Source organism: Magnetococcales bacterium, from assembly GCA_015228935.1.
In the GTDB taxonomy this organism is placed as follows: Bacteria; Pseudomonadota; Magnetococcia; order Magnetococcales; family DC0425bin3; genus HA3dbin3.
In genome coordinates this window covers 1-21,793 of sequence record JADGCO010000069.1, presented here as the reverse complement: position 1 = coordinate 21,793, position 21,793 = coordinate 1, and the positions used below count along the sequence as shown (strand labels likewise).

The 21,793-nt window shown below is 54.3% G+C and carries 20 protein-coding genes; 14 read left to right on the top strand and 6 right to left on the bottom strand.

Annotated elements, in window-relative coordinates:
- Nucleotides 1–74: 74 nt before the first annotated feature.
- Together HQL65_14765 and HQL65_14760 are read right to left on the bottom strand one after the other, a co-directional pair.
- Entirely contained in the window at nucleotides 75–1,226 is a 1,152-nt protein-coding gene (locus HQL65_14765) for a glycosyltransferase (protein ID MBF0137497.1), read from the bottom strand.
- Nucleotides 1,223–2,344, bottom strand: a complete 1,122-nt coding sequence (locus HQL65_14760; protein ID MBF0137496.1) for a glycosyltransferase — start codon at nucleotides 2,342–2,344, stop codon at nucleotides 1,223–1,225. Before HQL65_14760 ends, HQL65_14765 begins: the two co-directional genes overlap by 4 nt.
- Nucleotides 2,345–2,711: 367 nt before the next feature.
- Between HQL65_14760 and HQL65_14755 the strand changes: the two genes are divergently transcribed.
- The 4 genes from HQL65_14755 (at nucleotide 2,712) to HQL65_14740 (ending at nucleotide 7,460) form a co-directional block, all read left to right on the top strand.
- Entirely contained in the window at nucleotides 2,712–3,023 is a 312-nt protein-coding gene (locus HQL65_14755; GenBank protein MBF0137495.1) for a helix-turn-helix transcriptional regulator, read from the top strand.
- Nucleotides 3,024–3,480: 457 nt separating this feature from the next.
- Nucleotides 3,481–4,656 (top strand): hypothetical protein, encoded by a 1,176-nt coding sequence (locus HQL65_14750; GenBank protein ID MBF0137494.1) that lies wholly within the window; start codon nucleotides 3,481–3,483, stop codon nucleotides 4,654–4,656.
- Between the two features lie 52 nt (nucleotides 4,657–4,708).
- Nucleotides 4,709–6,076: a hypothetical protein gene (locus HQL65_14745; protein ID MBF0137493.1), complete on the top strand. Its 1,368-nt coding sequence runs from the start codon at nucleotides 4,709–4,711 to the stop codon at nucleotides 6,074–6,076.
- 376 nt (nucleotides 6,077–6,452) lie between these two features.
- Nucleotides 6,453–7,460, top strand: coding sequence for a hypothetical protein (locus HQL65_14740; protein MBF0137492.1), 1,008 nt, complete (start codon nucleotides 6,453–6,455; stop codon nucleotides 7,458–7,460).
- A 356-nt stretch (nucleotides 7,461–7,816) separates the two neighbouring features.
- Here HQL65_14740 and HQL65_14735 read toward each other — a convergent pair whose 3' ends face one another.
- Complete coding sequence (locus tag HQL65_14735; protein ID MBF0137491.1) at nucleotides 7,817–8,041, bottom strand: hypothetical protein; 225 nt, start codon at nucleotides 8,039–8,041, stop codon at nucleotides 7,817–7,819.
- A gap of 41 nt (nucleotides 8,042–8,082) precedes the next feature.
- Between HQL65_14735 and HQL65_14730 the strand changes: the two genes are divergently transcribed.
- The 4 genes from HQL65_14730 to HQL65_14715 all read left to right on the top strand — a co-directional run bounded on the left by HQL65_14730 (nucleotide 8,083) and on the right by HQL65_14715 (nucleotide 11,270).
- Complete coding sequence (locus tag HQL65_14730) at nucleotides 8,083–9,195, top strand: hypothetical protein (GenBank protein MBF0137490.1); 1,113 nt, start codon at nucleotides 8,083–8,085, stop codon at nucleotides 9,193–9,195.
- Between the two features lie 254 nt (nucleotides 9,196–9,449).
- The gene (locus tag HQL65_14725; GenBank protein ID MBF0137489.1) at nucleotides 9,450–9,779 is read left to right on the top strand and encodes a type II toxin-antitoxin system RelE/ParE family toxin; all 330 of its coding nucleotides are present in this window, start codon (nucleotides 9,450–9,452) and stop codon (nucleotides 9,777–9,779) included.
- Nucleotides 9,769–10,083 (top strand): helix-turn-helix transcriptional regulator, encoded by a 315-nt coding sequence (locus tag HQL65_14720; GenBank protein MBF0137488.1) that lies wholly within the window; start codon nucleotides 9,769–9,771, stop codon nucleotides 10,081–10,083. Before HQL65_14725 ends, HQL65_14720 begins: the two co-directional genes overlap by 11 nt.
- Nucleotides 10,084–10,316: 233 nt before the next feature.
- Entirely contained in the window at nucleotides 10,317–11,270 is a 954-nt protein-coding gene (locus HQL65_14715) for an MBL fold metallo-hydrolase (GenBank protein MBF0137487.1), read from the top strand.
- Nucleotides 11,271–11,318: 48 nt separating this feature from the next.
- On the opposite strand, the gene cysZ is transcribed toward HQL65_14715, so the two are convergent.
- The 3 genes from cysZ to HQL65_14700 all read right to left on the bottom strand — a co-directional run bounded on the left by cysZ (nucleotide 11,319) and on the right by HQL65_14700 (nucleotide 12,960).
- Entirely contained in the window at nucleotides 11,319–12,062 is a 744-nt protein-coding gene (gene cysZ / locus HQL65_14710) for a sulfate transporter CysZ (protein ID MBF0137486.1), read from the bottom strand.
- Nucleotides 12,062–12,445 carry a rhodanese-like domain-containing protein gene (locus tag HQL65_14705; GenBank protein ID MBF0137485.1) on the bottom strand — a complete coding sequence of 128 codons (384 nt, stop codon included), beginning with the start codon at nucleotides 12,443–12,445 and terminating at the stop codon, nucleotides 12,062–12,064. Before HQL65_14705 ends, cysZ begins: the two co-directional genes overlap by 1 nt.
- A gap of 68 nt (nucleotides 12,446–12,513) precedes the next feature.
- Nucleotides 12,514–12,960 (bottom strand): hypothetical protein, encoded by a 447-nt coding sequence (locus HQL65_14700; GenBank protein ID MBF0137484.1) that lies wholly within the window; start codon nucleotides 12,958–12,960, stop codon nucleotides 12,514–12,516.
- Between the two features lie 280 nt (nucleotides 12,961–13,240).
- Here HQL65_14700 and HQL65_14695 point away from each other — a divergent pair, with 280 nt between their 5' ends.
- The 6 genes from HQL65_14695 (at nucleotide 13,241) to clpA (ending at nucleotide 21,625) form a co-directional block, all read left to right on the top strand.
- Nucleotides 13,241–14,245 (top strand): hypothetical protein, encoded by a 1,005-nt coding sequence (locus HQL65_14695; protein ID MBF0137483.1) that lies wholly within the window; start codon nucleotides 13,241–13,243, stop codon nucleotides 14,243–14,245.
- A 118-nt stretch (nucleotides 14,246–14,363) separates the two neighbouring features.
- Nucleotides 14,364–16,382, top strand: coding sequence for an SUMF1/EgtB/PvdO family nonheme iron enzyme (locus tag HQL65_14690; protein ID MBF0137482.1), 2,019 nt, complete (start codon nucleotides 14,364–14,366; stop codon nucleotides 16,380–16,382).
- Between the two features lie 18 nt (nucleotides 16,383–16,400).
- Complete coding sequence (locus HQL65_14685; GenBank protein ID MBF0137481.1) at nucleotides 16,401–17,282, top strand: NAD(+) kinase; 882 nt, start codon at nucleotides 16,401–16,403, stop codon at nucleotides 17,280–17,282.
- Between the two features lie 4 nt (nucleotides 17,283–17,286).
- Nucleotides 17,287–18,975 (top strand): DNA repair protein RecN, encoded by a 1,689-nt coding sequence (recN, locus tag HQL65_14680; GenBank protein MBF0137480.1) that lies wholly within the window; start codon nucleotides 17,287–17,289, stop codon nucleotides 18,973–18,975.
- Between the two features lie 36 nt (nucleotides 18,976–19,011).
- Complete coding sequence (gene clpS / locus HQL65_14675) at nucleotides 19,012–19,326, top strand: ATP-dependent Clp protease adapter ClpS (protein MBF0137479.1); 315 nt, start codon at nucleotides 19,012–19,014, stop codon at nucleotides 19,324–19,326.
- Between the two features lie 37 nt (nucleotides 19,327–19,363).
- On the top strand, nucleotides 19,364–21,625 hold the full coding sequence (clpA, locus tag HQL65_14670; protein ID MBF0137478.1) for an ATP-dependent Clp protease ATP-binding subunit ClpA: 2,262 nt from the start codon (nucleotides 19,364–19,366) through the stop codon (nucleotides 21,623–21,625).
- Nucleotides 21,626–21,793: the final 168 nt, after the last annotated feature.

Sequence of the window (21,793 nt, the reverse complement as noted above, 5' to 3'; positions counted from 1 at the left end):
GCCCTTCCTCCTGGACCTCCATCCCAGTTTTTCATTCGTTTTTTTTCGAAATTAACAAGTTATCAGGCAGCCTCTTAGACAGTTTTTGGAGTCGGCGGGGATGGCGATACCATCTCCTGGTAAAAGGCCTGATACTGATCGACCACTCTGCTGAGGGCATAATCGGCCAGGATGATGGCGCGGGCACGTTCGCCCAATTTTTGGCGTTCAGCAGGCGCAAGTTGCAAAATGGCCAGCAAGGCTTCGGCCATGGCATCCGGATTCTGGGCTGGTACCGTGCGTCCTGAATCGCCGATCAGCAGGGCGGAATCCCCCACCGCCGTGGCCACGCAGGGTACGCCGCAGGCCATGGCCTCGCCAATGGTATTGGAAAATCCCTCCCCGATGGAAGATGAGACGGCCACATCCAGGGCGGCATTGATAGAGGCGATATCGTGGCGCTTGCCGGTCATGTGGATGCAATCGGTCAGACCCAGTTTTGGAATGCGGGTGGCAAAAAACGGGTTATCCAGATGGACATCGGCACCGATCATGACAAAGTGGGCTGCCGGACACTGTTGGTGAACCCGGGCGGCGGCGGCCAGAAAGGTATCATGATCCTTCATGGGATTGAAGCGCGCCACGATACCAACGAGCAGGGTTTCGGGTTGCAATCCCAATTCCTGGCGAAAGCGATCACGTGCCCCGGGATCGGGCTGATACTCCGTCACATCGAAGCCATTGGGAATCCGCACCCAGCGGCGAGGCCGATAGCCGAGACTTTCATGGTAGGTTTGCCCGGCCATGGAATTGACCAGGATGGCATCCGGTCGGGTCGAGAGCCGGGCGAGAATTTGCTTGGTCCAGTCCAGTTTGCGGCCACCGCTTTGCATGGTGGAACAGCGCAAACTCCACACGATCCGTGGCACATGCGCCAGACGCCCCACAAGCAATCCCAGCAAATCCGAGTGATACATCCAGGTTTGCAGAATATCGGGCCGCAGGGTACGCAGCAGTCTGACCAGGCGATAGACGCCCAAGGGATGCGGCATTCCCTGGGGCATGTTCAGGGTGTGGACGTCGAGGGGCAATTCGGCGCGAATCTGGGCACCTATGGGTCCGAGATCGGTCATGGAGATGACGCTGTGATGATACTGCGCAAGGTCCGAGCCACACAAAAACTTGTGCAGCATGCGCTCGGCACCGCCGGTACCCAATCCCGTGATGAGGTGGACGACCCGGATCATGGCATGGCTTCCAGTGCCTGCAAGGTGTTGGTCACCAGATTGGCCGTATTGAAGTGGGTCAGGATGCGTTCCCGGGTTTGTTGGCGCACAATATCGGCTCCCTGCCGCAATTGGGTCAGTCTGGCGATGATGGCGGCGGCCATGACTTCGGAATTGCGGGGGGGAACACAGGAGCCGGTCTCCCCGATGATACGGGCCGCATCCCCGACCTGGGTTGCCACAAAGGGGAGACCACACGCCATCCCCTCCCCGATCACCCCGGAAAACCCTTCCCCATACGCCGATGAAGAGACTCCCAGGTCCAGGGCGCTGAAGACGGCGGCCATATCGTCGCGGGGGCCGGCCCAGATCAGGCGCTGGTCCAGACCCAGACTGGTGGCCAGGTCAGCAAGTTGTTGGCGCATGGCCGGTTCACCATCCCCGACACAGACGAAGCGTGTCTCGGGCATGTGTGCCGCAACAAGCGCGGCGGCCCGCAAAAAGGTGGCATGGTCCTTCATGGGATCCAGACGGGCGGCGATACCCACCAGAGGTTGATCAGGCTGGATGCCCCACGCCTGGCGCACCTGTTGTCCGGCCTCGATATCCGGTCGAAAAATGCCACCAACATCAATCCCGTTGGGCACAACGACTGATTTTTCTGCCGGATAACCCCGTTCGCAATGAAAAACCCGTCCTGCCTCGGAGTTGAAGATGATGCGGTCGGCGAAACGGGACAACCGGCAGGTCAGGCCGAAGGTCAGTTTGGTCACCGGATGATAATGATCCAGATCCATATCCGAGGCCCGCACCCCCCAGACCACCCGGGTTTGGGAGGGAAGGCCGGGTTTGACAAGGACCGAGAGCAGGTTGGGTTCGACCAGATAGCTGTGCAGAATGTCGGGGGATTCGCGCCGGACCAGTTGCACCAGATTCAGCACAAACCCACCCAGATCCCAGCGACTTTTTTTGCCCAGGTCGTAGAGAGGGATCCCGGCCTCTTGCAGTGTGGCTGCAAACAGCCCCCCGGCATAAAAGACCGCGACGCCCACATCATGCCCTGCCTGATGGAAACCCCGCGCCAGAAGCGTCAACTGGCGTTCGGCACCACCCCGATTCAGGGATCTGATAAGAAACAAAATTTTCACATGCAACCGGAAATATCACCTGACTCCCTGGGATACGGCCCCTGGTGGCACATCACACGGAACAGATCCTCCGTGACCAGGGATTCGACGTTGGTGTATAGGCCTGATTTCCTCTCTTGTCAACATTCCGGACCCAGCGTGGCCAATGGATGGTGTCTCCATCATGATTGCTCCGATAGATCACATGATCCAGGTCACCATAGGTCTCCTCTGTCCCGAAAGAAGAACCCGGAAACCATATAATTGCAAAAATCCCAGTCGTGATGAAGAGTTTGGAATGCATGCCAGCAATCTACATCTAGTGTAGATAACGTTCAAGGTGTATCTGCGCGATTCTCAGTCCCGAAAGGAGATTGAGATGAAGGAAACCTTTGGTCGCAGACTTCGTGAAGCACGGGAGAAGATTGGCTGTAGTCAGAGAGGTCTTGGAGTGAAAATAGGACTTCCTCCCAAAAAGGCATCGGTCTATGTCAATCGCTGGGAACGCCAAGGAAAACAACCAAATTGGGAAACCATCGACAAAATGGCAGAGGCGTTGCACGTTCCTCCGGCATTTTTTTTGGCGGAGGATGATGCCCTGGCCGAGATCATTCTCCTGGTTGGAAAAATGCCTTTGGCGGAAAGAATAACCCTGGCTGCCTCATTAATCACCACATCATCAAATAATTGATAAAAAACAAAAACGACACCGGTCTACAAGGCACCTTCAGGGATAAAATACCATTTTTTACATGGTTGGTCATTTTTCCATTGCCCGGGGCGCAATTTGCGGTTATCATGCTCAGATCATCGGAGAAATCCCTGCCAAACCCCGGACGCCCAATCCGGGGTTTTTTATTGGGGGAATCGTGGCCCTTGTCAACCCGATTTGCAGGTCATGAGTCCTGCCTTGGGGGGATTTTTCGCCTTTTGAACACAAATATCATCAAAACACGAGGAGCCGAAAAATGGCAGCACTGTTTTACGAAGACCAGGACGACGATAACGAGCAAGCCTCGGATGCCCAACAAGAGCGGGTAGCCCGGATTGTAACGCAAGGCTATCCCAAGATTCAATCCGGCCAGACCGAATTTGCCCAGTACGCCGAGGGTGAGGCCGTGCGACGTTCTCTGCATCGCACGACAGGCATGAAACTGCCAACAGAATACATCGTGGCCCATGCCACGGAAGACCCGGAACACCTGAATTATCTAAACGATGATTATGCCAAGTCGGTGCGTGACAACAATCAATTCCAGGTTGACCGTCTCCAGGGTGCCATGACCACGATCCGGAATTTCAATCGCGCCTATCCTGGAGCCTTCCAAATCTGGAGACCAGAGGAATCCAATTCCATGCCGGATCAGGAGGATGATTCAACACCAGAACCGTTCAAAACCACAGAGCCACAGGCATATTTGCCACCCAGTCAACGACAAGCCTTGAGAGAACAGAAACCGTGGTCAAATACATCCTATCCGGAACCAACACCTGAACCAACACCTGAACCAACACCCGTGCCACGTCCAAAATCAGCCCAGGAACAACAAATGAAATCACTGCCAACCATAACTCCGGGTGATCCTGTTGACAGGGAAACAGAGCAGCGATACCATGATGCTTTGACTAAAAGCAGCCCAGCGGGTAATAGCAGCTCGCAAACAGAGTTGTCAAAATCCCAATCCGCAGCCAGAATGGCGGAAATGTATCGCAACAAAGGTGATATGGCAAAAGCCGATGAGTGGGATAGAATCTCCGAAATCTATGAACATCATGATCGCGTCATGAAAATGTCCCTGGAACAAATGATCTCCAGGGAGGTTCCGCCAGGAGTGGATCCTGAATTACACGAAAAAGCGCGTCAGGCACTCTTCAGACATGAAAAATTTGGTCGTCTCTTCCGTAACAGAGACATCGGAGAAATGCTTGAACAGAAGGCTGAAGACTTGGCTGAAGGTGTCGTGAGAGGTGCTGGTACTGGTGTCACAGGAAAGATTTTGAACGCCACTGCAAGAAAACCAAGATCTGGAGTTGGTGGGGGAGGCAAATCAAAAAAATGGACCAGCCATACACGAATGATCGGAAAAAGAAAGGATATGAAACTGGGATGGCCAGAAGAGAAGGTGGGACCAAATGAAAAGATAGGAAAAGATATTGGTCGAGCTCCTTTTCTCAACTGGGCAAATAAAGGGATACGTTATGGTCTGCTTGTCCCCTATGTTGGTCACACGGTGTTCGACGCCATGGATGAAGTGAAATATAAAGATCAACTCCTCCATGATGCAAGGACCACCTATCTCGACAATCTGTTGGATAACGAATAAATCTTCCATCTGTAACAAGTCCCGAGAACCCCATTCAAAGGTCTGTAAATAAATGTCCGTGTTCGATAAACGCCGACAGATTGCTGAATTTATGGACCGATTCTTACAGGAACGGGACTTATTGCAAAGCATGGATTCCCGATCAACTTATATCCTGCGGTTGATCGGGAATTTTTTTTCTTTTTCAGGAAAACCACGATTGATCTCAAGAAAATATTTTTATAATCAATGGCCACGAGAAGATACGACCTACCCGGCATTTGAAGACAAACCACCTGGTTGGGAAGTTGACGACCCAGCCCAAATAGACATTCTATATTGGATTCACGCTCAGGTCAGCCCAATTGAGAAGGGTGATCCAGATATTTTGGTGGATCGTTTACCAGATGAGGTATGGCCCATACTGGCCAGAATCCGTGCCTTCATGGCAACAGACATCCCTTTTCCCATCCGGGACCCCAGACTCCCTCATCAGGATTTACTATTAACCATACCTCTGGCATCCAATATATTGGATGGCCATGCGGAATTTGCTAGCAATCAATTTGACGCTTCGTATAAAATTGATTATTATGATATTCTAAACTATGATGACATCATGGATTTGGAATATTTAGTTTCACCACGATCTGTTCAAAGTATGCGTCAGGAACGATTCTGGCCAAAAACGAATGACGATTATTGGCCTTTCACCCAGGAAACCTGGAATCTTTACCAAGAAAAAGCACTCAATAACTCTTTAAAATCTACCTCACGGCATCTATCTACGATTGACCGTCGTCGTCGCAACCTGGCAGCAGATTTATTGGATAGGGCTTGCCGGGAAAGGGCTTATCTGCAAAGGTCTGAATCTGCCTTATATGGACCAAACTGGCGAAGCAAATGGAAAAATTCAATACCCTTATCTGGTTATCTCAGCATGGCAGAATTCTGGAAAGAGTGGCCAGTCTGGAAAGTGGCTCCTCCAAAAAATGTGGCATGGATCGATGATCCTGTTTTGCCAGCCATCAAGAGTTGGTTGGCCTGCCAACATGAAGCCTCCGAGCCATTTTCCCACACCATGCCCATTTGTTACGAAGACGCCGTATGGCCCGTTCTGGAACGATGTCGCCTTTTTTTGCGCACAAACCTGGAATTCCCTGCCATAGAGCCAGCTTTCGTAAAATTCAAACCGCTTATGTTTCAGGATTATGCCAGAAACCAGGAATGGGCATCTGTCACATGGCCACCAGATTCAAGAATTTGGCCAGACTCCGTATTGCATATTCGGTACCCTGACCTGGATTGCTCTCCCAACCATTGGATGGCCCGCCAGGAACGCTACTGGCCCCTGGAAGGCGACGAAGTATGGCCCTTTCCACCCGATACCGATCCGCAGTATGTCCGTGATCTGGTCAAAAGACATGTATGGATAACATAAAACCATGTCTGTAAACAGAATGCGGCAGCGTGCCGTTGACCTTTTGAACAGACTTTTCCAGGAACGGAATTCAATCCGAAAAATAAATTCCCAGCCCGCTGATTTTCTTCAGTTGGTTGGGAATTTTTTTCGTTTTCCGCGCAATAAATCCCTGATTTCAAAAAAATATCTTCACGATAATTGGCCGCGCTATCATGACACATGGCCAGCCTATGAAGATATTCCACCTGGATGGATGACAGACGATTCTGCACTGGTCGATATTTTATATTGGATTCTTGTTCAGATCCCCCCCATTGAAAAAGATTGTCCAGATATCCTGGCAAACCTTTTCCCAGATAATATTTGGCCGATCCTGGAAAGAATCCATGCTTTCATGATGACCGACATCCCCTTTCCGCATCGGGATCCGAGATTGCCAAAGCAGGATTTATTGCTGACAATTCCCTTGCCCGACAATATTATTGATGGCTATGCAGAACCCGTATTTAATTTGTGTGATCATGAAGACTTGGATGATATTTTAGATGATATCATGGATGACGATTGGAATGATGAGTATGATCTGGATCTCTTGATTTCCCCACGGACAGTGCAAAGCATCCGCCGAGAACGACATTGGCCACAAAAAGAGGATTTTACCTGGCCATTCACCCAGGAAACCTGGAAAGAATTTGGCCAGAAGAAATATATTCCGCAATGCAATCCTCAATCCAAAACACCCCCACCCCATGTAGATCGCAAGCGGCGAAATCTTGCCGCGAGACTCCTGGAGCGAGCTTGTCGGGAAAGGGTTTTCCTGAACAAGTCTGAATCGGCGCGACATGGACCAGATTGGCGAAAGCAATGGCGAAATACCGATCCAAAGCCAAAGTTTATCAGCATGGTCGAGTTTTGGGAAGCATGGCCAGATTGGGAAGAACCACCTGAAACAGACAGTTGGTATGATGATCCAGTTTTGTCGGCTATCAAAAGTTGGCTTGCCTGTCAGCATGATGCCCATAAACCATTTTGTCACACCATGGCCGTTTGTTATGAAGATGCCGTCTGGCCCATATTGGATCGTTGTCACCATTTTCTGCGCACCGATCTGGAATTTCCTGCTGTCGAACCGGCTTTTGAAAAAATGAAACCGCTCATGTTACAGAATGATGCGTATAAACAAAAATGGGCGTCCGTCACTTGGCCTCCTGACGGACGAATTTGGGCCGATTCCAGAAAAAAATATGCCGGATATGCGGATTGCTCTCCCAACCCCTGGATGGCCCGCCAGGAACGCTACTGGCCCCTGGAAGGCGACGACGTCTGGCCCTTTCCACCCGATACCGATCCGCAGTATGTCCGGGACTTGGTCAAAAGGCATGTGGGGAATGACCTGATTTGATTGAATTTGTGTTCCACTCATTTTTGTTGAAAAATACATGACCTGGATAATTTTTCATTGCCCGGGGCGCAATTTGTGGTTATCATGCTTGAGTCATGGGAGGGATTCCTGCCAAAAACCAAGAGGCCCATGGCAAGAGATTGGCAAAGCGGACAAGTGCGCCCCACTTTGGACATGGGGATCATATCATTCCACGATTGACAAATCGTCAATCATTTGGTGATGGTTTGTCAATCTGGAAAAAAAAATAATTGGGCGGAAGTTGCCCATTTTACGGAAGAAGGCCATGACTTTAAAAATATTCTGGGTTCTTTTAATATTCATAATCGCCAAGAAAATACAAAATTATTTTATATTTAAAAATCAGAGATGTTTATCAATAATTGAACTGCGTCAAAATGCCGGCAACATTCTGGATCGACTTTTTCAGGAGCGCCATTTATTGCATGACATGAATCCGCGATCCGCATATTTCTTGCGGTCAATCGGAAATCATTTTGATTTTTCAGAAAAAACACGTCTGATTTCAAGAGAATTTTTTTACGATCAATGGCCACGCCACCATTCTGCATGGCCAGCACATGCAGACAAACCACCCGGTTGGGAAACAGAGGATCCTGCCTTGGTGGATATTTTATATTGGATCCATGCTCAGGTCAGCCCCATTGCAAAGGGTGATCCGGATATTCTGGTGGATCGCTTGCCAGAGGGTATATGGCCCATTCTGGCCAGAATCCGTGCTTTCATGACGACTGATTTGCCCTTTCCAACCCGTGATCCGCGACTCCCTCGCCAGGATTTACTTATAACCATACCACTGGCAACAAATATATTGGATGGTCATGAAGAATACGGATTGAATTATTTTGATGATACCTATAAAATCAATTATGATGATGTCGATTTTAATGATATCATGGATATTGAAGAACTGCTTTCACCACGATCCGTTCAAAGCATGCGGCGCGAACGATATTGGCCAGAAACGGGTGATCCCTATTGGCCTTTCACCCTGGAAACCTGGAACCATCATCAGGAGTTGATACTACAAGAATCTCCAATCGTCTCTTCTGACAATCCTGCCACCGTTGATCGCCCCCGTCGAAACCTGGCGGCAGATTTATTGGACAGGGCCTGCCGGGAAAGAGACCATCTGGCAAGGATCGAATCGGCTTTACATGGACCTTGCTGGCGGAAATCATGGAAAGATTCGGCACCCTTGTCTGGCTATCTCAGTATGGCCAATTTTTGGAATTCATGGCCGGACTGGATGGAACCACCCAAAAACAAGGTTTGGATTGCTGATCCCGTCTTGCCGGCCATCAAGAGTTGGCTGACCTGCCAGCATGATGCCTCCAAACCATTTTCTCACACCATGGCCATTTGTTATGAGGATGCCGTATGGCCGGTTCTGGAACGATGTCGCCTTTTTTTGCGCACAGACCTGGAATTCCCTGCCATGGAGCCAGCTTTTGTGAAATTCAAACCACTCATGTTTCAGGATTATGCCAGAAACCAGGAATGGGCATCTGTCACATGGCCACCAGATTCAAGAATTTGGCCAGACTCCGTATTGCATATTCGGTACCCTGACCTGGATTGCTCTCCCAACCATTGGATGGCCCGCCAGGAACGCTACTGGCCCCTGGAAGGCGACGAAGTATGGCCCTTTCCACCCGATACCGATCCGCAGTATGTCCGGGATCTGGTCAAAAGACATGTGGAAATGACCTGATTGGATGGAATTTGTGTACCACTCATTTTTGTTGAAAAATTCAGGTGGTAACCCACGGTGACCTGACCGATTGCCACGGTGCGCTCCAGATTATTTGATTGCTCATTGATTTTGAAGCATTTTACAGGCAAGTTCATGATGTTTCTCAGGGCATTGGATTATTTGGATTATCATGCAAATTCATGGTGAACAGGTCATGGCATGGCACCACCAAATTTCCTTGTAAATTGTTAGCAGAAAGGCTAACGTCAACCATGAACTGGACGATCACCTACTACTCACCCAGGGTGAAAACGGAAATCGATGCTCTGCCGAAAGGCATTCGTGCTGATTTGTTGCGTCTGTATGACCTGATGAACCTCTATGGGGCGAACCTGCGTTTACCCCATTCCCGGGCAATGGGAAACGGACTCTTCGAGCTGCGGCCTAAAGGCAAGGAAGGCATTGGCAGGGTCTTCTATTGCACTCAAGTTGGCTGGCAAATCGTCATGCTCCATTCTTTTGTCAAGAAGTCGCATGAAACCCCGGAACACGAACTTGCCATTGCCAGAAAACGGCTCAAGGAGGTGAAAGATGGATCTTGACCACTACAATCCAGTCCCGCACACGAAAGAGGATACCGACCGTTGGATGGCCGACCCGGAATTCAAGGCTGCTTACGATGCTCTTGAGGAGGAGTATTCTGCCCTGACAACGTTCCTGGATGCGCGTAAAGCCGCCGGACTGACCCAGGAAGAAGTCGCTGCACGCATGGGTACGACCAAGAGTGCGATTTCCCGTCTGGAGTCCTCTCTCGGAAATGGACGCATCTCTCCCTCCCTGGCCACCCTACGCCGCTATGCCGCTGCGGTAGGATGTCGATTGGAGCTGAAGTTGCTGCCCCGCTGACTCATTTTGCCGCATGGAAAATCTGGTGGCTCCATGCCATGACCTGTTCACCTTGAATCTGCATGACGATTCAACACCCGGAGATGCATCATGCACTCGTCTATAAAACGCTTCAAAATAAATGATTTATATGATAATCTGGTGCGCATCGCGGCAATCGATCAGGTCACCGTGGGTCACCACCCAAAAAGTTACGCTTGAGACGCTCCAACCATCAAACAGGATCCAGACACATGACCTCCGCACGCTACCAGGAACCAGGATACGGCATCACCCTGATCGACACCGGGTACCACCGCTCCGAATATGCGGCCAGCTACCTGATTGAAGAGGACGGCGTCGCAGCCTTTGTCGAGACCGGTGCCACGCCTGGCGTGGAACGACTCCTGGCAGAACTCGAACGACGCAAAATACCCCGGGCAGCGGTTGCCTACGTCATTGTCACGCATGTGCATCTGGATCATGCCGGCGGGGCCGGGGTGCTGCTTGACCACCTGCCCAATGCCCGACTGGTGGCCCATCCAAGGGGAACACCCCACCTGGTGGACCCGGCCCGTCTGACGGCCAGTGCCCTGGAAGTTTATGGCGAAGAGGCCTTTCGGCAATCCTTCCAGGAACTCCGTCCCATTCCAGCCAAGCGGGTCATCGAAGGTCGGGATGGCCTGCAACTGCCCCTGGGCAAACGCAACCTGACCATCCTCGATACACCGGGTCATGCCCGGCACCATATCTGCGTCTGGGATGAATCAAGCCGGGGTCTCTTCACGGGAGACGCCTTTGGTATCGGCTATCGGGAGTTTGACAATGCCGGCCAGACTTTGCTTTTTCCGGCCACAACCCCAACCCAGTTTGATCCGGAAATGACCCGTCGCACCATTGACCGCCTGGCCGCGCTCCAACCCCAAACCCTCTTTTTGACCCACTATGGGCCATTGCCTTTTTCCCCAAACCTGACGCAGACCCTGCACCAGCTCCTGGATGGCTTTGTGACCACGGCAAAAAACCACGCCGCACCCGGCCCGGCCCGTCATGGTCTCCTGGTGGCGGGAATTGAAAAAATTCTTCTGAATTTCCTGAATCGCTGCAACTGCACACTCCCCCTGAATACCCGGCGGGAATTTTTGGCCATGGACATTGAAATCAATGCCCAGGGTCTCGCCAACTGGTTGGACAGGATCAACCGATAGACGTGCGGGCGGCTGCATGCCCTTCAGGCAGCTATCGAAACGGGCGTGTCATGACGGGCGCGGTTTGAAATGGTCCACCCACAAAGCCGTGGCCCCGGCCACGGCTGCCGGCATGGCAATCAGGTTGACGAGCGGAATACTGGTCAACACCAGGACTCCCAGACCGAAGCCGATGACCAGAAGCCGTTTTTCCTTGAGACATTCCCGGATTTCCCGCCCCTTCATCCGGTTGTTGGACATGGGAACATCCATGTAGCCCAACGCCAGGATCCAGGCCGTAAACAAGGTCCAGATGACGGGCGCAAAAAAATTGATCCCGGGAATGGAAGCGATCAAAAAAATCGGCACCACCCAGGCCACGGCATGCAACATTTTACCCAACTCATCCAGGATGGCGGGCACGGCATCCTTCAGGATGCGCTGGATGTTTTTGTCATGGGTTTGCGCAGCCTGGTCCGTCAAATATTGCTCCACCCTGTCTGCCAACAGGCCATTGAAAGGCGCACCCAATAAATTGGCCAGCAGGGTAAAGGCAAAAAAGACGACCATGACCAGGGTCAATACAAACAGGGGGGCAATGACCCACTGCAACCAATGCAGCCAGGAGGGAAGCCAGTCCAGCAACCAGCCAATGGTGCTGCGGTAGATTCCATAGAGAAACCAGGTTCCCGACCCGAAAATCAGCACATTGATCGACAGTGGAATGGCCACAAAACGCCGCAATCCAGGCTGGGTCAATATCTTGACGCCTCGTTGGGCATAAAGAAAACCCGCCAGGGGATTATCACTCATCAGCACTGCACCCACGGCAGGCCCCGAAAGCGCCAGCCATTGACGCTGGAGCGGTGATGCTGGGCGTCCCTGTCCCCCTCGAATCCTTCCAACACATTGTAAACCGAGGTAAAACCATTTTCCAGCAGGGTGTTGCCGGCATCGATGGAGCGGTGCCCTGAGCGACAGATGAGAACGAGGGTCTGATCCTTGCGGGCCACCTTGCCTATCTCTTCGACAAAATTGGGATTGAGTTCAAAATCGGGAGCATCCTGCCAGGGAATGTTGATGACCCCGGGAGGATTGCCGACAAAAAAATGTTCGATCTCCGAACGGATGTCCACAAACACGACACCCTTTTTCTTGACCATTTCAAAAGCCTCGGAAGGGGTCAGGTGGCCCAGGTTCGGGTGAGAAGGAGTGTGGGGGGCGGAAGGCATCATGGGAGTCGTTTCCTTTGCCGGCAAGGCAGCTACTGTCTTGGAAGGGGATACTTCAACCTGTTGACAATCAAACCAAAAAAAGGAACATCCGGACCGTTCAGATAATACCATCCCAGGTGATGATGGCAACCACCACAATGGGCGTATTGCCAGAGATAACCCTTGAACCAGGAGAAATCCCCGGTCGGCATCCCCACCACGAGGCAACCAGGGGCTGAAAAGTAACATCGAATCTGGAACACCAATCCCTGCGGGTTGAAAAAAATGTGTTCATGGCGGCCCCGCTCCCGCAATCCCATTTCCGGTCGCGTCACCCGATGCGCACACCGCGCACACAACACCCACCGCACCGGATGGAGAGCCGTGGCATCCCGCTCCTCCGGAACCAATACCGCATCCACTCCGTCCACCGTCACCTGACGAAAATACCGCCCGGCAACCGGAGATGGAAAATCTCCCAGCAATAATGCTTCCATCCGAGAGATTCTGGTCCCATCCCCCCACCCAGGTCAACCGTTTGCCCATGCTTCCCGGACAAAAATCAAGGGGGATTTTTTCACCCATCAGGGATGGCGTCGGGCAAAAGAATCTTGTATCATCCGGGACAAAGTCTGGTAGAAAAAATCAATGAGGTTCGTTCGTTTTTGGCATATTTGGCCTGAAATTTGCGAAAACGACCGTGGGGATAAGGATGCGCCCCGGTCGGTCCGGTCCTCTTCGGATACCCGGATCAATGCCACACAGAGAGGGAACCAAATGATCAACGCCAAAAGAACTTTGGGAACCAAACGGAGCAGGATGCCCGCCAAACCTTCCCTGCTGTCGAACCAGCGCGTGGAAAAACGCAGCCGCTCCAAGCCGCTGATGAAATCCACCTCGGAACGAATCTTCATTCAACTCCCCAAACTGCCCAGCTTTCGCCGAACCACGGAACGCGCCCCCATAAGATCCATCGCCGCGCCCGTTTCAGCCACCATCCGCCGCGCCGGCGGCTCCACCGTGAACGGTGCCACATCACTCTTCACATCGCTGTTCGGCATCCTCATGGCCCTGTTCCTCTCGACAGGTCGTGCCCTGCAATGGAGCTTCATCGTCCTGGGCCGCACCCTGCAATGGAGCCTCCTGACCATTGGACGCATCCTGCAATGGAGCTTTTACGCCACGAGCCGCGCCCTGCAATGGACCTTCCACGCCCTGCGCATCTCCTGGCAATGGAGCGTCTTCATCCTGACCAGCGCCTTCCTCCTGCTGCGCCAAGGCATCACCTTCGTCCTGGAATGGCTCCAGATCGCCGCCGAATGGACCCTCTACCTCTTGTCTGAAATGATGATCCTGCTGAAAAGAGGTGTCTGGCACCTGATGGAAGCCACCAAACAAATCGCCTGGTTCGTCACGGATGTCATCCAACAAAGCTTTTTCTTCGTGGCCGATGTCGTGCAACAAATCGTCTGGACCCTCTCCGACTGGATCCGGGGTGCCGTCACCTTCTCCAAACCGGATGCTGACCTGGAAACCGAAGAAGGCTATGCAGACAATACCCATGCCGCGGAAAGCCTGGATGGCAACCCGTCCGAATCCATCCCATACCTGGAACCACCACTCTTTGCCAAAAACAAAAAAGAGTGGGAAGATGATACACATTTCGAGTTCGCCAAAATGAACTCTCTGGACAACGAAGAACAAACCATCCCCCAGGAAGCCCTCGAAGATCAGGCGGGTGCCCTGCGGATGCGGCTTTCGACGGATCCTTATCATCCTTGATCTTTTCTGGCAATCCTCCACAATGGTACGGAAACGGATGGGGAGGGGATTGGCTTAATCAACAAAGGGAAAGGGACGGTCCCAGCACGATTGGCTACAACGGCGGCTGTCGATCTACATGATGAGTTCAACGAAATTCGTCGATTCCCTCCCCCCCGGTTCCACGCTTCTGTGGTACGAAATTGTCAAGGTCCTTGGCAAGGGCGGTTTTGGCATTACCTACCTGGCCAAGGATACCAACCTTGACCAGAAAGTGGCCATCAAGGAGTATCTCCCCAAAGGCTTCGCCGTCCGCGAAAAAGGCCGCACCGTCCTGCCCAACTCCCCCACCGATACCAAAACCTTCGAATGGGGCCTGGATCGCTTCCTGAAAGAGGCCCAAATCCTCGCCCGCTTCAAACACCCCAATATCGTCCGGGTGATGAGCTTCTTCCGGGACAGCAATACCGCCTACATGGTGATGGAGTACGAAGAAGGAGAAAGCCTGGATGCCGTCCTGAAATCCAGGAAAATCCTGCCGGAAAATGAACTCGTCCGCCTCATAACCCCGCTGCTGGACGGCCTGGAAGAACTCCATAAAAAAGATTTTATCCATCGCGACATCAAACCAGCCAATATTCTGGTGCGCGCCGACGGATCACCCGTCATTCTCGACTTCGGTTCCGCCAGACAGGCCATCGCCGGACAAAGCGGCGAACAAATGACCAGCCTGTTGAGCATGGGATACTCACCCTTCGAACAATACGACTCCTCCGGCAATCGCCAGGGTCCCTGGTCGGATATCTATGCCTTGGGCGGCGTGCTGTATCGAGCCATCACCGGCTCCAAGCCACCCGACGCCGCCATTCGCATCGCCGCCCGCCTGCGCAACGAACCCGACCCCATGAAACCAGCCAGTGAATTGGGCAAAGGACAATACCATCCCAATTTTCTCATGGCCATTGACAAGGCGCTGATGGTCATCGAAACCGAACGTCCGCAATCGATTGCCCTGTGGCGTCCCCTGCTGCTGGATTGTTACAGACAAGCAGGAAGTTCCGCTTCAGCCTCGGCCCCGGCTGCCCCGGCAAAAACGTCGGCAACTCCCCCGCCGGCAGGAAAACCCCAGGCACAAAAATCCGACTCCCCAAAAACCTCCCTGGGAGCCAATGTCAAAAAAAATTCGTGGCGCAGCTTCATCGCCTCCATGAACGAGTTCGGAACCAATACCAAGCGCCTGTCAGAAACCAAACTACGCACCCCCGCCCAGACGTCGCTCCACGGCAGCCCCGCAACCCGTGTCACCACCCCCGGCAATACGGCTGTCAAACCACCGGTCGTGGCCGCCCAACCCAATCCTGCGCCCCCAGCCCGGTCCCTGCATCCGGAAAATGATCTGCCACCCAAACCCATCGAAGAGAGAAAACCAGGCGATCTCTGGGTCGAACAGGTCACCGGCATGGAGTTTGTCTGGATCCCGAACGGCTCCTTCCTGATGGGCAGCGCCAAAGGGGCACCCGGACGCCGCTCCGACGAAATTCCCCAACATTCCGTCGATCTGGATGGCTTCTGGATGGGCAAATACCCCGTCACCTGGGGACAATGGAAACAAATCATGGGCGACCCCAAAAGCCTCTACGTCCCGGAAAAAAAAGAGTGCCCCGTGGAAAGAATTCTCTGGGACGATATCCAGGAACTGGTGCGCGGATTTTCCAGATTGAGTCAAGGACGGGTCCATGTCCGCATCCCCACCGAAGCCGAATGGGAATATGCCGCCCGGGCCGGGACCGCAACCATCTTTCCCTTTGGCGATGACCCGAGCCAACTGGATAAATACTGCTGGTTCGCCAAAAATGCCCAGGGCGGTACGCAACCGGTCGGCCAGAAACTCCCCAACGCCTGGGGCTTGTATGACATGCTCGGCAATGTCTGGGAGTGGACCTCCGACTGGTACAGTGAAGATTTTTACGCCCGCAGTCCCAAAAAAAATCCCCATGGTGCCCCGTTTGGCGACGGTCGCGTGCGGCGTGGAGGAAGTTGGCGCAGCCAGGTCGGTGCCTGCCGCGTTGCCCATCGCAACCGGGTCTCCGTCTCCACCTTGAGCGATGCCATGGGCGTGCGCCTGATCCGAACCACCGAAGAAGAGATTCTCGTCTGAGTGAGGCATCATTCGAACATGCCCATCCATAAAATCGGCATCGTCACCAAACGTTCCGATCAACGTGCCCTGGATACCACCCAATGGCTGGTCAACTGGCTGCACGCCAGGGGACTTCAGGTCACCATTTCGGAAGAGGCCGCCAGATCCGCCGCCATTCCAGAGGCCGTGGCGGAGCGGCGCAAGCAATCCCGACTGTCCGAAAATCAGGATCTCATCGTGGTCATGGGCGGCGATGGAACCTTCATTGCCGCCGCCCGCCACATGGGCAACAGCGATGTCCCCCTGCTCGGCATCAACATGGGACGGCTCGGCTTTCTCACCGAAATTCCCCAGGCAAACATGGTCCAAACCCTGGAAGATGTCCTGGCCGGTCGCTATTGCATCGAAACACGCATGTTGCTCGATGCCATGGTCCTGCGGGCCGGAGAGAACATATTTTCAGCCCGCACCCTCAATGACGTGGTGATCCACAAAGGCGAGATTGCCCGCATGATTGAATTCGAGGTGGACATCGATGATCAATTTGTCTTTACGAGCCGCGCCGATGGCCTGATCGTCTCCACCCCCACCGGATCGACCGGTTATGCCCTGGCCGCCGGCGGCCCGATCATCCACCCGGCCCTGGATACGATTCTTCTGGTTCCCATCTGCCCCCACACCTTGACAAACCGTCCCATCGCCCTGCCCGGCGATGGCACCGTGGCCGTGACCCTGGCACCAAATGATACGGATCGCATGGTCACCCTGGATGGCCAGACCGTCTTTCCCCTGGAAAATGGCGACCGCATCCTGATCCGGCGATCCGAACATCGCCTCAAACTTATGCACACCCCTGGTCGCAGTTATTATGAACTGTTGCGCTCCAAGCTGCTTTGGGGAGGAAAGTTGGGAAATTGACTCCATGCTTCGCCAGTTGCGCATCGAAAACATCGCCCTGATCGAACATTTGGAACTCACCCTGCACCCGGGGCTGACCATCATTACCGGTGAAACCGGGGCCGGCAAATCGATCCTGATCGATGCCCTGGGCCTGACCCTGGGCGAACGGGCCGATGCCTCTTTGTTGCGTACCGGCACCGAACAGGGACGGGTGACGGCCCATTTCCAACTCCCCGACCCACCCCACCCCGCCCGCCAATGGCTTCTGGACCAGGAGTTGGATCTCGGCAATGATCTTTTTCTGCGCCGCACCCTCGGCGTGGGCGGCCGCAGCCGCGCCTATATCAATGACCATCCGGTGTCGGTGACGGCCCTGGCCACACTGGCCGCCCTGCTCGTGGACCTGCATGGCCAACACGATCATCAATCCCTGCTGCGCACCGAAACCCATCTGGAACTCCTCGATGCCTTCGGCGGCCACGGTGCCACCGTGGCCGCCACCGCGTCCCTGTACAAGGAGTGGCACACCATCCGGGAACAACTGGAAGCGATCCGCCGCCAAGCCCGGGAGGCTGGTGACCGGCGCAATTTTCTGCAATTTCAACTCGGCGAACTGGAGAGTGCCGGGATTGTCAGCGGCGAAATGGCCGAGTTGCAACAACAACGTACCCGTCTCGCCCATGCCACCCGCCTGTTGCAGGCCACCCGCAAGGCCGATGAGCTGCTGGCCGAATCCACACAGGCCGCCGGCGATCTCGTCTCCCGGGCCGCCACAGAGCTGGAAAACGTCCAGGATCTGGATCCGGCCATCACCACCATGGCAGCAACCGTCCGCTCCATCCAATACGAAATCGATGCCGTCGTCGAGACCATCCGCCATTATCAAAATGGTCTGGCCGCCGATCCGGAACAGTTGGCACTTTTGGACGAACGGGTCAACCTGATCCGGGATTTGTGCCGCAAACATCGTTGCGAGGCCGATCAGCTTCCCGATCTCGTTCAGACATGGCGCAACGAGTTGTCAGCCATGGATCACAGGGAAGACACGGAAGAAAACCTGACCGCCCGGCTTGCCCAGGCCCTGCACGCCTACCGAAACAAGGCGACCGAATTGACGCAACTCCGCCAAAAAGCCGCCGAGCAGCTCACCCGGGAGGTGGAAAATCAACTCAAGGATTTGTACATGGCCCGCACGCGGGTGGCCATATCCCTGCGCCCCCTGACCGGCGATCCCCGGCCCAAGGGGTACGAAGAGGTGGAGTTCGAAGTCAGCGCCAACGTCGGCGAACCCCTGAAACCCCTGAAACAGGTTGCCTCGGGTGGTGAACTTTCCCGTATCATGTTGGCCCTGAAAACGGTCCTGGCCGATGCCGTGACCGTTTTGACCCTGGTTTTCGACGAGGTGGATGTCGGGGTCGGAGGCCGGGTTGCCTCGCGCATCGGCAGCAAACTGGCCGAAGTGGCCAGCGGCGGACGCCAACTCCTCGCCATCACCCATTTGCCGCAAGTCGCCGCCTGGGGCGAAAATCATCTGAAAGTGGAAAAATCAACGCTTGCCGACCGGACCCGGGTCCAGATACAACTCCTCGATGAAGACAATCGCGTGGAGGAACTCGCCCGCATGCTGGCCGGCGATGCCATCACCCCCCCGGCCCGCCACAATGCCCGGGAATTGTTGAAAACAGCCAGACACCCTCCCCGACCCACATAGCCGCAACAGGACAACAGTCAGCAGGAATCTTGCACCATGGGCAACCCAGCACAAACACCGGAATCCGATCTGCTCACCGATCACGAAAACCAGGTCCAGGAACCACGCCTTTACAAGGTGATTTTGTTGAATGACGATTTTACCCCGATGGATTTTGTGGTAAAAATTCTCATGGTGTATTTTCAAAAACCCACTGCGGAGGCCACACAGATCATGCTCAATGTCCATCATCAGGGACGCGGCCTCTGTGGCGTTTATCCCTTCGACATTGCAGAAACGAAAGTGGCCATCGTCAATCAATACTCCCGTGAACAAGGCCACCCCCTGAAATGTACCCTGGAAAGGGAGTGAGCCTGGTTCGTCCCCGCGTTTCCGGCAGAAAAACCTGATGATCAGCAAACATCTCGAAAATTCCCTGAACATGGCCCTGGTTCTGGCCCACAAACGTCGGCATGCCTTTGCCACCCTGGAGCATCTGCTCCTTGCCTTGCTGAAAAATCCCGAGGTCGTTCCTCTCCTGGACGCCTGCGGTTGCGATTTCGACAGATTGACCCAGGATACCGAGGCCCATCTGGCCAAACATGTTCCCGTGTTTCCGGATGAAAAAAATGTGGCGGAGATTCAGCCGACCATTGGCCTGCAACGGGTTTTGCAACGTGCCCTGCAACAGGTGCAATCTTCCGGCAAGAACGTGGTCACGGGATCCTACGTTCTGGTGGCCATGTATGCGGAAAAAGAGTCTCATGCCGTTTATTTTCTCCAGCAACAAAACATCAGCCGTCTGGATCTCCAGACCGCCATGTCACACGGCCTGCCGGAAGCCGACCCTCAGCAACCCGGCACCACCGAAGCCGGTGAAGAAGCCGCCCCAACCGACCCCCAGCGCCACAACGGTCCTGTCCGCCCCGATCCTCTGGAACTCTATACGCTCAACCTGAACGACCGGGCGCGCCGGGGTGAAATCGATCCCCTGATCGGTCGCGACGCCGAACTCACCCGTACCCTGCAAATTCTCTGTCGGCGGCGCAAAAACAACCCCTTGTTTGTCGGCGATGCCGGAGTCGGCAAGACACACCTGGCCGAAGGGTTGGCCAGTCGGCTGGTCAGCGGCTCGGTACCCGACCACCTGAAGGCGTGTGTCATCTACTCCCTGGACATGGGATCGCTGCTGGCCGGAACCAAATTTCGCGGCGATTTCGAAGGCCGCATGAAAGGGGTGATCAACGGCCTGAAAAAACGTCCGGGATCCATTCTGTTCATCGATGAAATTCATACCGTGATCGGGGCCGGCACCACGAGCGGCAGCAACATTGACGCCTCCAGCCTGTTGAAACCCTTGCTGGCCTCGGGAGAGATGCGCTGTATCGGCTCCACGACCCATGAAGAGTATCGCGCCATTTTTGAAAAGGATCGTGCCCTGGCGCGTCGCTTCCAGAAGGTGGATGTTCCCGAACCATCCCTCGCCGAGACCGTGCAGATTTTGCAAGGCCTCAAATCCAGGTACGAAGAACATCACGGTATCCGCTACACGCTACCCGCTCTTCAGACCGCCGCCGAGCTTTCCTCCCGCCACATCACGGATCGCAAACATCCCGACTCGGCCATCGATGTCCTGGATGAAGCGGGGGCCGCCTGTCGGCTTCTACCCGCAACCCGCCGCAAACGCGCCATCGGCGTCAAGGAAGTGGAAGATGTGGTGGCCCGCATGGCCCGCATTCCCCCCCGCTCGGTCAGCCGTGATGACCGGGAGGTGTTGCGCAATCTCGAAGCCAGCCTGCGCCTCTCCCTGTTTGGCCAGGAGAAGGCCATCGACCAGATCAGTTCCGCCATCAAGCTGGCCCGTTCCGGACTCGGCAATCCGGAAAAACCGGTTGGTTCCTACCTGTTTTCCGGTCCGACCGGGGTGGGCAAGACCGAATTGGCCCGCCTTCTCTCCCGGGAACTGGGCGTCGAGTTGATCCGCTTCGACATGAGCGAATACATGGAACGGCACACGGTCTCCCGCCTGATCGGGGCACCGCCCGGTTATGTCGGATTTGACCAGGGGGGATTGTTGACCGATGCCGTCCACAAAAATCCCCATGCCATTCTGCTGCTCGATGAAATCGAAAAGGCCCATCCCGATCTGTTCAACCTGTTGTTGCAGATCATGGACCATGGCAAGCTGACCGACAACAATGGCCGGCAGACCGATTTTCGCAACGTCATGTTGATCATGACCACGAATGCCGGTGCCCAGGAACTGGATCGTCCGTCGCTGGGATTCGTCGCCCAGACGCATCAGGGGGACGAACTCAAGGAGATCAAAAAACTGTTTGCCCCGGAATTTCGCAACCGGCTGGATGCCGTCATTCAATTCACCCATCTGGAACCATCGGCCATTCAGCAGGTGGTGGGCAAGTTTCTTCTGGTCCTGGAGGCCCAGTTGGTCGAGCGTAGCGTCACCCTGCATGTGGACGATGCAGCGCGCCACTGGTTGGCCAAGCATGGCTTCGACCGCAGCAACGGTGCCCGCCCCATGGAGCGGCTCATCAAGAACAAGATTCGCAAGCCCCTCTCCGAGGAGCTGCTGTTTGGCCGGTTGCAACGGGGAGGCACCGTCCAGGTCACTGAAGCCGACAACGAACTCAAACTTGAATACACCTCATGAGGCGTTATCCCGCCCCCCAGAACCGTTCTTTTCCTTTCCTGTCGGATCGGGGGATTTTTTCGTCGGTGTTGCTTCTTGTGGCCATGATCATCCATTCGGCCACGATGAGTGTCTTTTTCAGAAAACCTGCAATACGTCTGACTCTTGGCGCTGAACAACGCGCCAAGA